At 73.5% G+C, this 13,496-nt stretch carries 6 protein-coding genes; 4 read left to right on the top strand and 2 right to left on the bottom strand.

From position 1 onward, the window contains the following. Positions 1-53: 53 nt before the first annotated feature. Positions 54-434 (bottom strand): VOC family protein, encoded by a 381-nt coding sequence (locus tag LE181_RS04550; RefSeq protein WP_225659748.1) that lies wholly within the window; start codon positions 432-434, stop codon positions 54-56. 323 nt (positions 435-757) lie between these two features. Here LE181_RS04550 and LE181_RS04555 point away from each other — a divergent pair, with 323 nt between their 5' ends. Then, positions 758-8,845 (top strand): type I polyketide synthase, encoded by an 8,088-nt coding sequence (locus LE181_RS04555; protein WP_225659749.1) that lies wholly within the window; start codon positions 758-760, stop codon positions 8,843-8,845. 64 nt (positions 8,846-8,909) lie between these two features. On the opposite strand, the gene LE181_RS04560 is transcribed toward LE181_RS04555, so the two are convergent. Next, entirely contained in the window at positions 8,910-10,037 is a 1,128-nt protein-coding gene (locus tag LE181_RS04560) for an FAD-dependent oxidoreductase (RefSeq protein ID WP_225659750.1), read from the bottom strand. A gap of 330 nt (positions 10,038-10,367) precedes the next feature. Here LE181_RS04560 and fabV point away from each other — a divergent pair, with 330 nt between their 5' ends. From fabV to LE181_RS04575, 3 genes are all read left to right on the top strand, one after another. Further along, a complete protein-coding gene (fabV, locus tag LE181_RS04565; RefSeq protein ID WP_225659751.1) occupies positions 10,368-11,579 on the top strand; it encodes an enoyl-[acyl-carrier-protein] reductase FabV in 1,212 nt (403 codons plus the stop codon). A gap of 167 nt (positions 11,580-11,746) precedes the next feature. Then, on the top strand, positions 11,747-12,202 hold the full coding sequence (locus LE181_RS04570) for a spore-associated protein A (RefSeq protein WP_225659752.1): 456 nt from the start codon (positions 11,747-11,749) through the stop codon (positions 12,200-12,202). 213 nt (positions 12,203-12,415) lie between these two features. Next, positions 12,416-13,496 (top strand): phage tail sheath subtilisin-like domain-containing protein (locus LE181_RS04575; protein ID WP_225659753.1); only part of this gene is annotated, 1,081 nt, incomplete at its 3' end.

Genomic DNA, 13,496 nt, shown 5'->3' on the forward strand with positions numbered 1-13,496 from the left:
GTCGGGCCCGAACCGGCGACGCGCCCTGGGGCCGCACCCAGGACACAGAGTCGTCAGAGCGGCTTGATGCGGGCCTTGAGCAGGCAGAACTCATTGCCCTCGGGGTCGGCGAGAACGTGCCAGGGCTCCTCGCCGGTCTGGCCGATGTCGGCCGGGCGCGCCCCGAGCTTCAGGAGGCGTTCGAGCTCGGCGTCCTGATCGCGGTCGGTGGCGTTGACGTCGATGTGCAGGCGGGGCTTCCCCTGCTCCGGGTCGTCCCTGCGGCTGAGGATGATCGTCGGCTGCGGGCCGCCGAACCCTTCGCGCGGCCCGATCTCAAGGGTGCCGTCCTCTTCGCGATCGAGCACGACGAAGTCCAGGACCTCGCACCAGAACCGCGCCAGCACTTCGGGCTCGCGGCAACCGAGCACGAGCTCACTGATACGACATGCCATGGAGGAAACCTACTCTCAGCGTGGGAACTGCCGGGGCTGGTCGCGCGCGGAGCCCTTCGGGCTCCCCGCAGTGGGAACACGCGCGAGACCGTACCGGGCGAGGCGGGCAGGCGCGAAGGGTTTTCGGGGTCCTCGTCCAGCCCAACCCGCGTGGCGAGGACCGCGCGCCCGGCGAAGGATGCGGCGTAGAGGTGATCCGCGAGCTCCCGGTGGGCAACGCGGCACGGTCAACGGGGCGTCGAGCGGGAAGTTCACCGTCGACAAGAGCGGCGTTATCCACTAGTAGTGCGGCGGTGGGGAGTGGCGTCACCGAAGGGGTGGGGATGGCGGAGATTCGCGATGAGTTGATCCGTGCGGTGCCGGGTGTGCTGAAGGCTCACGCGGCACGGGCGGGAGGAAAGACCGCCTTCCAGGACGCGCGCCGGGGCGTCACGTACCGGGAGCTGGAGGAGCGGACCTGTCGTCTGGCGGGCCATCTGGTGCGGCTGGGGATATGCAGGGGCGACCGGGTGGCGCTCCTGCTGGGCAACCGGGTGGAGGCGGTGGAGAGTTTCCTCGCGGTGCTGCGGGCCGGGGCAGTGGGTGTTCCGCTCGATCCCGGAGCCGCGGACGCCGAGCTCGCCTACTTCCTCGACGACAGCGGGGCGGTCGCGGTGGTCACCGAGGACACGCTGCTGCCACGGGTCTCGCGGTTGGCGGCCGTACGGCCACGATTACGGTCGCGGATCCTGGTGACGGGCACGGGCACGGGCAGGGACGCCGTGCCGGACGGAGCGGCCCCGGGCACGCACGTCGTCGAACGGCTCGTCACGACGGACCCGGGATGCGCACCCCGGGACGACCTCGGCCTGGACGAGGCGGCCTGGATCCTCTACACCTCCGGCACCACCGGGCGCAGCAAGGGCGTGGTCTCCAGCCAGCGCACCGCACTGTGGTCCGTGGCGGCGGCCTACGTCCCGTTGTGGGGCCTGGAACCGCGGGACCGGCTGCTGTGGCCGCTGCCCATGTTCCACGCCTACGCCCACTCGTTGTGCCTGCTGGGTGTGGTGGCCGTGGGCGCGAGCGCGTACCTCCTCGACCGGGGGGCGAGCGTCGCGCAGGCCCTCACCGAGCAGAGGTTCACCATCGTCGCCGGCGTGCCCGCCACCTACCGCCTGCTCACGAGCGCGGTCCGCGAAGCCTCCCGGCCACCGGCCGGCATCCGTCTGTGCGTCACCGCGGGCGCGCCGTGCCCCCCGGAGCTGCGGGCCGACGTCGAAGAGCTGCTCGGTGCACCGCTGCTCGACGGCTACGGCAGCACCGAGACATGCGGGAAGATCACGGTCGACCGGCTCGACGGCTCCGGGAGCGCCGGCCCCGGCGGAATGCCGGTGCCGGGCGTCGAGGTGCGGCTGACCGATCCGTCCGGTGGCGACGACGTCGCCGACGGGGACGAGGGGGAGATCCGCGTCCGCGGTCCGAACCTGATGCTCGGATATCACGACCGTCCGGACGACACCGCACGGGCACTCCAGGACGGCTGGTACCGCACGGGGGATCTCGGCCGCCGCCTTCCGCACGGCGGTCTGCGCGTCACCGGCCGCGTCAAGGAACTCATCATCCGGGGCGGTGAGAACGTCAACCCGGTGGAGGTCGAACACGTGTTGCTCGCCTGCCCCGGCGTCGCGGATGCGGCCGTCGTCGGCAGGCCGCACGACGTGCTGGGCGAGGTGCCGGTCGCGTTCGTGGTCGCCGACCCGCAGGTCGGCGTCGACACCGACCGGGTACGCGCCCGGTGCCGGGAGCGGCTGTCGGGCTTCAAGGTGCCCGACGAGGTGTACGAGACCGACTCCGTGCCCCGTACCCCCTCCGGCAAGACCGACCGTCCCGCGCTGGCCCGGCACCTGGCCGAGCGGCTCGGGCCGGCGCGCGAGACCACCGCGTCCGCCCGGCGACGACGCCTGGCGGCACTGACCCCCTCCGGACGGTACGACGACATGCTGCGTCTCGTCCTCGCCGCGACGGCGCACGCGAGCGGCGTGCCGGAGCGGGATCTGGAACCGGGCCGCCCCTTCACCGCCTTCGGGCTCACGTCACTGGGGGGCGTACTGCTGCGTGACCGGCTCGGCACGGTCACCGGCCTGGCGCTGCCCGCCACCTTGGTGTTCGACCACCCGACGCCCGCCGCCGTGGCGGATTTCCTGCAGGCCGAGCTCCTCGGTGGCCCGGCCCCCGACGGCCGTCCGGGCAGCGGCGGGGCGGGAAGGCCCGTGGCCGAGCCGGTGGCCATCGTCGCGATGGCCTGCCGCTATCCGGGCGGCGTTGCCTCGCCGGAGGACCTGTGGCAGCTGGTCGCGAACGGGACCGACGCGACCTCCGACGCCCCCGACGACCGTGGCTGGGACCTGCCCGGTCTCTTCGACTCCGACCCCGACCGGCTCGGCTCGTCCGTCACCCGCCGCGGCGGCTTCCTGCGCGGAGCGGCCGACTTCGACGCGGCCTTCTTCGGAATGTCCCCGCGGGAGGCACTCGCCACCGACCCGCAGCAGCGGATCCTGCTGGAGACCACCTGGGAGGTCCTGGAGCGGGCCGGCCTGGACCCGACGGCGCTGCGCGGCAGCGGCACCGGTGTCTTCGTCGGCGTGATGCACGACGACTACGCCGGCCGTCTCCTGCACCGCGGCCCGCACGAGCTGGAGGCCCATCTCGCCCTGGGCTCGGCGGGCAGCGTGGCCTCGGGCCGCCTCGCGTACGCCCTGGACCTGCGCGGGCCCGCCGTGACCGTGGACACCGCCTGCTCGTCGTCGCTGGTGGCGATGCATGCGGCGGCCCAGGCGCTGCGCTCCGGAGAGTGCTCGCTGGCCGTGGCCGGTGGCGTCACGGTGATGGCCACGGCGGCGCCGTTCGTCGCGTTCAGCAGGTTGCGCGGCCTGGCGCCGGACGGCCGGTGCAAACCGTTCTCGGCAGCGTCCGACGGCACGGGCTGGGCCGAGGGCGCCGGAGTGGTCCTGCTGGAGCGGCTGTCCGACGCCCGGCACAACGGCCACCCGGTGCTGGCCGTGCTCCGGGGCTCGGCCGTCGGGTCCGACGGCGCGTCCAACGGCCTGACCGCGCCGAGCGGCCCGGCCCAGCAGGAAGTGATCCGTCAGGCCCTGGCCGCCGCCGGGCTGTCCCCGGCCGACATCGACATGGTCGAGGCGCACGGCACCGGTACCGCGCTCGGCGACCCCGTCGAGGCCCGGGCGCTGCAGGCCGCCTACGGGCGGGAACGGCCCCGCGACCGGCCGCTGTGGCTCGGGGCGCTCAAGTCGAACATCGGGCACACCCAGGCCGCGGCCGGCGTCGGCGGTGTCATCAAGACGGTCCTGGCGATGCGCCACGGACGGCTGCCGCGCATCCTGCACTGCGCAGAGCCGTCACCGCGCGTGGACTGGTCGGCGGGCACCGTACGGCTCCCGGCGCGGGAGGAGGAGTGGCGACCGGCCCGGCCCGGCGGTCCGCGCCGGGCCGGGGTGTCCGCGTTCGGCATCGGCGGGACCAACGCCCACGTCATTCTGGAAGAGGCGCTTGAGGAGCCCGCTGCGGAGACCGTCCCGGCAAGGGCGACGGCCCCCGATGCGTGGAGGACGGGGCCACCGCTGCTGCTGTCGGCCGCGGACCCGCAGGCTCTGCGCGCGCAGGCCGGGCAGGTGGCGACCCTGCTGCGGGAGCAGCCCCGGCTGTCCCCGCTGGACGTCGCGTTCTCCCTGGCCACGACCCGGGCGGCACTCGCCCACCGGGCGGCCGTGACGGCGGGGGACCGCGAGGCGCTGCTGCACGCTCTCGACGCGCTGGCGGCGACCGGTGACGGAACCGGAGGCACCGGGGTGAGGCCGGGCGCGCCCGCCGGGCGGCTGGCGCTGCTGTTCTCCGGCCAGGGCGCGCAACGGCCGGGCATGGGTCGTGAACTGCACGCCACGTTCCCCGCCTTCGCGGCCGCCTTCGACGCCCTGTGCGCACGCTTTGACGGCACGGGCTGTCTGGAGCGGCCCCTGCGCACCGTGCTGTGGGCGGACGGGAACACCGGCGACGCCGCTCTGCTCGACAGGGCCGACTTCGCTCAGGCGGGCCTGTTCGTCCACGAAGTGGCGCTGTTCCGGCAGCTGGAGTCCTGGGGAGTGCGGCCGGACGCCGTGGCCGGGCACTCCGTCGGCGAGCTGGCAGCCGCTCACGTCGCGGGCATCCTGTCGGAGCCGGAAGCGGTGGAGCTGGTCGCGGCCCGCGGGCGACTGATGCGGCAACTGCCCGGGCGCGGCGCCATGGTGGTCCTGGAGGCCACCGAGGACGAGGCGGCGCACGAGCTGGCGGATGCGGCGGACCGGGCGGGCCTGGCGCAGCGCGTGGCGATCGCAGCGGTCAACGGTCCGCGGTCGGTCGTCGTCTCCGGCGAGGAGCAAGCCGTACGCACCGTCGCCGCCCGGTTCACCGTGCGCGGACGCCGCACCACGCGGCTGCGGGCCGGCCATGCCTTCCACTCACCGCTGGTGGAGCCGATGCTCGCCGAGTTCGGCCGCATCGCCTCGGGCATGACGTACGGAAGACCGCGCATCACGGTGATGTCGACGGTGACCGGGCGCCGGGCCGGCGAAGACGATCTGCGCTCCGCGGCGTACTGGGTGCGCCACGCCCGCGCAACCGTACGGTTCGGGGACGCGGTGCAACGTCTCGTGAACGACGAGCGGGTGACGGCCTGTGCGGAGGTGGGACCGGACGCACACCTCACGGCGGCCGCCCTCGCCGGCGTCGCGGGGGAGCGCGAGGGGCTGATGTGCACGGCCACCGCACGGGCCGGGGCGCGGGAAGCGCAGACGGTCCTGGCCGCGCTCGGCCGGCTGCACGTGCACGGCCTGCCGGTGGACTGGCGCCGGGTGTACGCGGGCAGCGGCGCCCGGCGGGTGGACCTGCCGACCTACCCCTTCCAGCGGCAGCGCTACTGGCTGGAGGACACCGGAGCCCCCGCACCGGCCGGCAACGACCATCCTCTGCTGACCGGCACGACGACCACGGTGCCCGGCACGGAACGCCTGCTGTGCACCGGCCACCTCTCCACCGCCGCCCAGCCCTGGCTGCGCGACCACGTCATCGCCGGGGAGGTGCTCGTAGCTGCCGCCGCGTTCGCCGAGATGGTGGTCCACGCGGGCGACGCGTGCGGGCTGGAGGTCGTCGAGGACCTGGTGCAGCTGGCCCCGCTGCCACTGCCGTCGGCGCCCTCCGGCTCCGGCGACGGGGTCCAGGTGCAGGTGGTCCTCGGTGAGGCGGACACCGCCGGCCGCCGCACCGTCGACGTCCACTCCCGCCCGCGGGAGTCGGGCCCGCTGGGCACCTGGACGCACCACGCGACCGGACGGCTCGGCCCGGCCACCGGACACGGAGGCCAGGACTGCGTCACCTCCGCGTGGCCGCCTCCGGGTGCTCAGCCCGTGGACCTCGCGGGCGCCTACGAGCGCCTGGCCGACGCCGGTCACGCATACGGTCCTGCCTTCCGGGGGGTCACGGCCGCCTGGCGAGGGCGGGACGAGGAGGTGTTCGCCGAAGTGCGCCTGCCCGGGGCGACAAGCGCCGACGCCGGCCGGTACGGCCTTCACCCCGCTCTGCTGGACGCCGCGCTGCACGCGTCACTGCTCGCCGCCCCGACCGCCGGCTGCGTCCGCATGCCCTTCGCCTGGCGCGGCATGCGCCTGTACGCCGCCGGTGCCACGGCCCTGCGCGTACGCATACGCACCACCGGCCCCGACACGGTCGCCGTGGACCTCACCGACCCCGCGGGCAGGCCGGTGGCCCGGGTGGATTCCTTGACCACCCGGCCCGTACCGGAATCCCTCGGTGCCGCGGCCACCGAAGTGAGCGCTGCCGGGGGCCTGTACGGACTGCGGTGGACCGGCGTTCCGGTCGACGGCGACGGGCTGCTCCTGTCCGTCGCGGAACCCGACGACCTCGGCCTGCGCCCCGCGCTCTCAGGGCCGTCGGGCGGAAGAGGAAACGACGGCCCCGGGGCGGCGGTGGTCTCCCTGTCCTCCTCCTCCGGCGCCGCCCCGGCCGAGGACGCCCATTCCCTGGCCGCGCGTGCCCTGGCCGTGCTGCAGACCCACGTGTCCGCCACGGCCGCCCCGGGTGCGCGGCTCGTCGTGGTGACCCGCGGCGCCACCGCCGCCGTGCCGGACCTGCCGGCCGCCGCAGTGTGGGGCCTGGTGCGTTCCGCACAGGCGGAGTACCCCGGGCGTCTCACGCTCGTGGACACCGACGGCCGGCCCGAGTCCCTGCGCCTGCTGCCGGCCGCCGTCGCCACCGGCGAACCCCAGCTCGCGCTCGTCGAAGGCGCCGTGCGCGTCCCCCGGCTGGCCGGCACCGACACCCCGCGGGGCGGTTCTCCGGTCGAGGGCACGGCACTGGTGACGGGCGGCACCGGAGCCCTCGGCGGCCTGCTGGCCCGGCACCTGGTCACCCGGCACAAGGTCCGCCACCTCGTCCTCGTCAGCCGCCACGGCCTCCGGTCACCTGCCGCGCGGCGGCTGCGAGCAGAGCTCCAGGAGTCCGGCGCCGGCGTGGACGTGATCGCGTGCGATGCCGCCGACCGCACCCGGTTGGCCGCCGTCGTGCAGCGGTACGCGCACGAGCTGAGCGCTGTCGTGCATGCCGCGGGGGTCCTGGACGACGGCGTGCTGGAGGCCCTGACACCCGGGCGGCTGGCCGCGGTGCTGCGACCGAAGGTGGACGCGGCCTGGAATCTGCACGAGCTGACGAAGGATCTGCCCCTCTCGCACTTCGTCCTGTTCTCCTCGGCGGCCGGAGTGCTGGGCACGGCCGGGCAGGCCAACTACGCCGCCGCGAACACCTTCCTGGACGCGCTCGCGCACCACCGCGCCGCTCTCGGCCTGCCGGCCCTCTCGCTCGCCTGGGGCCCCTGGGCGGGCGGAGAGGGAATGGCGGCACGTACCGCCGCCTCCGACCGCGCCATGGACGACGTGTTACGCGCCGTCTCTCCCGCGCAGGGCCTGGCGATGTTCGACGCCGCACTGGGCAGCGGCGAACCGGTGCTCGCCCCGCTGCTGCTGGACCGCTCCCGGCGGGCGGGCACCAACGGGCAGCCGGTGCCACCGCCGCTGCGCGGACTGCTGCGCACGGCCCGCCCGTCGGCCGGAGCCACGGCCGGGGCGTCCGACGACCCCGGGCCCGCGGCCGGGGCCTGGCGCGACCGCCTCGCCGCGCTGGCCGTACCCGACCGGGCACCGGCCCTGCTCGACCTCGTCCGCGAGGAAGTCGCGACCGTGCTCGGCCATGCCGGCGCGGACGCCGTGGCCCCGGGCCGCCCCTTCACCGAGCTGGGCTTCGACTCCCTGACCGGGGTCCTGCTGCGCAACCGCCTCGGCGCACTCACCGGCCTGCAGCTGCCCGCCACCGTGGTGTTCGACCGGCCCAGCGCCGCAGAGCTGGCCGGCTATCTGCACCAGGAGTTGGGCGACGGCCCGCACGAAGACGTCCCCGCCACCGGCCCCGCCGCCCCGCCCGGAACGGCACGGCCGTCGCAGACCCTGGCCTCCCTCTACCGGCGCGTGTGCGAGACCGGCGACGTCGTGTCGGCGATGCACATGCTGGTGACCGCCTCGCTCGCCCTGCCCGCCTTCGCCCCCTCCGACAGCGCCCGGCACGCGCTCGCGCCCCTCCACCTGGCCGAAGGCACTGCGCGTCCCGCGCTCGTGTGCTTTCCCGGCTTCTTCCCCGCTCTCGGCAGACCCTGGCATGCCACCCTGGCCTCCGCCTTCGGCGGCGAACGGGACGTCCTGGAGATCCAGCACCCCGGTGTCCACCACGGGCACGCCGTGCCCCAGGACTGGCAGACCCTCGTGGACCTGCACGCCGACACCGTACGCAACCACCTCGGCGACCGCCCGTACGCCGTCCTCGGCTCCTCGATGGGCGGTTGTCCCGCACATGCGGTGGCCGCACGCCTCGCGGCCACCGGCACACCACCGCTCGGTCTCGTCCTCGTCGACACCTACCACGTCACCCCGGACAGGGAGAACGATCCGTGGCTGCTCGCCCTGCCCGCCCGTATCCCCTGGCAGCTGGGCGAGCGTTTCGACACCGCCGTGGACGACATGTCCATGGCCGCCCTCGGCGCCTACACCCGTATCGCCCGCGGCTGGCAGCCGGAACCGGCAGACGTTCCCACGCTGCTGGTGCGCGCCACCGAACCGCTGCCGAAGCCACCGGCCCACGGCGGGCCCGCGACGCGGTCGGGGGAGCAGCGGGCGTCCTGGCCGCTGCCCCACACCACCGTGGACGTCCCCGGCAACCACTGGAGCATGGCCGAGGAACACGCGCACACGACGGCGGAGGCCATCAGGGCATGGCTCGGCACCCGACGCACGGCCACCGGAGACGCCCAAGCCTGACGCGGCGCCCGCCCGGCCACGCGGGCGCCCCAGCAGCTGACGCTTCTTTCGGGGCCCGAGTGGCTCATCGGCCCTTCTCGATCACCTTGATCAGGCCGTGGGCCGTGTTGTCCTCGGAGTCGATCCCCTGGACCTCGACACCTTCGAAAGCGGTGACTTCGGTGCTGCGGGGGAACATGGCCTGTTCGTACTCGGTGAGCGCGGCCTCGATGTCGTCGGGGTGCGCGGCGAGGGCCTGGCCGAGTTCGGCGCCGTCGAGCATGGCCAGGTTGGCGCCTTCGCCGTTCGGGGGCGCGAGGTGGGCGGCGTCGCCGAGCAGGGTCACTCCGGGCACCCGGTCCCACCGGTGCCCGGTCGGCAGACCGTAGGTGGAGCGCAGGACCGGTGCCGTGTCGCCGTCGGTGATCAGCGCGGTGAGCTCCGGCGCCCAGCCGTCGAACTCCTGCGCGATCCGCGCTGTGGCCGCGGCGGCATCGGTGAAGTCGATGGCGGCGAACCACTCCTGCGGCTTGGTCAGCCCCACGTAGGCGTGCAGGGTGTCGCCCCTTTCCCGGTGGGCGAAGATGTCCTTGCCCGGGGAGGGCGCGATGAGCATCCCGCCGCCGACCGCTTTCGCGGCGGCCGGGTGCCGGGTGTCGGCATCGAACAGGTAGGTCTCGACGAACGACGTGCCGGCGTACTCGGGTGTGGCGGTGGAGAGCAGCGGCCGGACCCGTGACCACGCGCCGTCCGCGCCGACCAGCAGGCTCGTGACGACGGTGCTGCCGTCGGCGAACGTCACCTCGTGGCGGCCCTCGCCGAGGGTACGGCTGCTGCTGACCTTGTGCCCCCACCGGACGGCGCCGGCCGGGAGCGAGTCGAGCAGTATCTGCCGCAGCTCGCCGCGCAGCACCTCGGGGCGTCCGCCCGTACCGTCGTCGGCCTTGTCGAGCAGGACGGTCCCATCGGTGCCGAGGACCCGCATCGCCTGACGGCCCTCCAGGACGATGGCGTGGAACTCGTCCATCAGGCCGGCGGCCTTGAGGGCGAGCTGCCCGTTGTAGTCGTGGATGTCGAGCATTCCGCCCTGCGTGCGCGCGGCGGGGGAGGACTCGGCCTCGTAGACCGTGACCGGGATTCCGTGGACGTGCAGAACGCGGGCCAGCGTCAGGCCGCCGAGTCCGGCTCCGATGATCGTGACGGGGGTACGCATGGTGGCTCCTCGGGATAGGGGCCGCCCGGTGAGCTCCGGCCGGCCGTCCCTGGGAAGGTGTCAGACCCCACCGACAAGCCGACGGCATCGGACCGACAGCCCCGACAGATGACCGACACCGCATGCCACGGCACCTGCTCCGGAATGGCCTTCAGCTCGCGTCCGGGTCGATCGTTGCCGGGCCGGGAGTGGCGGAACACTCCAAGATCGGCTTGTGATCGTTGTGCCCCGACGTGGCCCCTGGCCGTGTCGGTGCTGTCGCAGACTTGCAGCACACGGAGGCCCGGCTGGCCTCCGTGTCCTGTCCCAGCCGACCCAAGGACTGTCATCGTGAACCGGCGCGTTCTCACTCCCCGCAACCGAGGCTTCCTCTTCCTCGACTCCCACCCGGCGGGCTGTCGGCAGCTGGTGGCCGACATGTGGCAGACCTGCCCCGCTCCTGCCGGCGTGCCGGAGGGCGACGGGCCGGTGGCGCTGATCATCGGCTCCTCCGCCGGATACGGCCTCGCGGCCACCCTCGCCGGACTCAAGCGCGCCGGCATCCGCGGTGTCGCGGTGTCCTTCGAGAAGGCTCCCACCGAACGGCGCACCGCTACGGCGGGCTGGTACCGCACCGCCGCCACCGCCGACATCGCCCGCACCGCCGGGCGGGACCTGGTCTTCCTCAACGGCGACGCGTTCTCCGACTCGATGAAGGACCAGGTCGCCGACCTCGTCGAGCAGCGTTTCGGCGGCCGGCTGGACTACCTCGTCTACTCGGTGGCCGCACCCCGGCGTACCGACCCCCTCACTGGCGCCACCTACGCCTCGGTCCTCAAGCCGATCGGCCGGGCCAACCGCACCAGGACCCTCGTCTTCGACGACGAGGGTGCTCCGGAGGTCCGCGAGGTCGAGACCGGGCCGGCCGAGGGCGACGACGTGGAGCAGACCGTGGCCGTGATGGGCGGCGCGGACTGGGAACGCTGGATCGACCACCTCGCCGGGCGGGGGCTGCTCGCCGACGGGTTCGCCACCGCCGCGCTGTCCTACATCGGCTCGTCGATGACGGCGGCGATCTACCGGCAGGGCACCATCGGCGCGGCCAAGGCCCACCTGGAGGCCACCGCCCGCAGCCTGAACGAGCGGCTCGCCGAGACGGTGGGCGGGCGGGCCGTGACCTCCGTCAACGGTGCCGCCGTCACCCAGTCCTCCACCGCCATCCCCGGCATCGCCCTGTACACCGGCTTGCTGCGCGGCGTCCTCGGAGAGGGGATGGTCCCGCCGATCCACCAGCTCGCCGCTCTGTGGGACCAGCTCACCGGTGCCGCCCCGCTCGCTCTGGACGACGAGGGCCGGATTCGCCTGGACACGTGGGAACTCACCGACGAGGTCCAGGCGGCCGTCGCCGAACGCTGGGAGACCGCCACGACCGACACCATCGCCGGCCTCGCCGACCTCGACTGGTTCCGCGCCGAGGTCCAACGCCTGTACGGATTCTCCGTGCCGGGCGTCGACTACACCGCCGCAGTGGCCACCGACGTCCCCTGGCCCGACCACACATAGTCCGGGCGCGTCCGGGCCGTGCAGCGGCAGCAGTGTGGCCGGTTCTGCATCGTGGGGGTGAGGGGGCGTGCAACCTCCTTTGGGCGTGGTGTGTCTTTGTGGGCACGGAGACGGCCGTCCCGCGTACGTTCATCAACCGGCACCATCCGACTTCCACGGAGGACACAGTGAAGCGTGCTGTACGTACCCGCGTCGCGGGAGCTGCGCTGCTCGCCGCCGCCACGACCGCCACGGTGCTGGTGGCGGGCGCCGGGACGTCCGTCGCCGCTCCGGCCGCCGCCGCGTACAACCAGGAGTGCGGCGCCGGATACGCGCAGGTCAACCAGATCCCGATCCCGGGCCGTGGGACGGTCTATCTGGCCTACAGCGCCGCCACCGGCAAGAACTGCGTGGTCACCAAGCGGAACAGCTCGACCGGCTCGCGGCTGTGGGTGGGCTCCTGGCTCCAGCGCGACAAGGACCTGAAGTCGAAGCAGGAGCAGTACGGCTTCTTCACCTCGTACGCGGGGCCGGTCTACCTGGACGCCAAGGGCAAGTGCGTCGACTGGGGCGGCGAGATCGACGGCTATGTCGTGGCCCGTTACAAGACAAACTGCGGCAGCCTGGCCCAGAACGGGCTGTAGGCCCGCTGACCGGACCGAGGCGGCGAGCCGACCGGGGTGAACCGGGGCGGACCGCCTTCGGCCGGCTCCCTGCAGACAGTCTGCATCAACATGTCACGATTTCATGCTGAGGAGTGGTTTACCGTCTTCTTCGGATGACTGTGTGGCGTGGTGCGCATGTTTGGGTATCGCTGTTCGGAGGTGTATCCGACACCTCACGAAGGGCGGAGCCGCATGGCCTTAGAAAGCTCAGCTCCAGGGGTCTACGTCAAGGAAGTCCCCAGCGGATTACGGATCATCACCGGAGCGGGCACGTCCACGCCCGCGTTCCTCGGCTACCCGGTCACCCGGCCCGACGCCGGAGCGCCGCACCCCGTGCGGAGCTGGAACGAGTTCGTGGACACCTTCCACTTCCGCTCCGCCCTCACGCTGGAGCAGGCGGCGAAGGCGTTGGAGCCCCTGGAGCAGCTCCGGTCCACGTTCACGACCGCGGACGGCACCCTCAAGGGAGAGGCCGTCGCAGCAGGAGTCACCGAAGACGACTACCAGCGCTTCGGCACGGTGATGGAGGCCCTGGGGGCCGGCCGTGACGTGTCCGGCGAGGACAAGACCTTCGCCGACGGAATCAAGACGAGGGTGAAGGACCTCGGGGGCTACGCGGCCTGGGAGACGGCCGGCAAGCCGTGGTGGCCCGTCGCCACGCGCCACCGCGAACTCACCGACCTCACGGGCAAGCTGACGGACGGGCGGAAGTACGCGCTCGCCGAGGCCGTGTACGGTTTCTTCGCCAACGGCGGCACCAAGTGCTATGTCGTTCCGCTCGACCCCGGGAGCGACCTCGGGGCGGAGATCGGCGACGGACTGACCGGGCTGAAGACCGTCCCGGACGTCCACATGGTCGCCGTCCCGGACCTCTGGACGAAGAGCCAGGACGCGACGGTCGTCCGGCCGGTCATCGAATCCGTCGTGGCGCACTGCACGACGATGCGCAACCGGCTGGCGATCGTGGAACCACCGCCCGGCAAGAAGCCCTCCGAGGCCACCGCCTTCGCAGAGTCGCTGGCGTCCCCCGACACCGAGGACGCCGAGTTCACGACCGTGTACTACCCCTGGCTCACCGTCCCCGGGCTCGACGGAGCGGCCCGCACCGTGCCGCCGTGCGGCCACATCGCCGGCGTGTGGGCCCGTACCGACGCCGAACGCGGCGTGTTCAAGGCCCCCGCGAACCAGAACCTCCGCGGCGTCCTCACCGTCCCGACCGTCCTCACGGACGGGCAGAACGGGGAGCTGAACGCGGTGGGTGTGAACTGTCTGC

Source organism: Streptomyces sichuanensis (assembly GCF_020328095.1).
Lineage (GTDB): Bacteria > Actinomycetota > Actinomycetes > Streptomycetales > Streptomycetaceae > Streptomyces > Streptomyces cinnamoneus.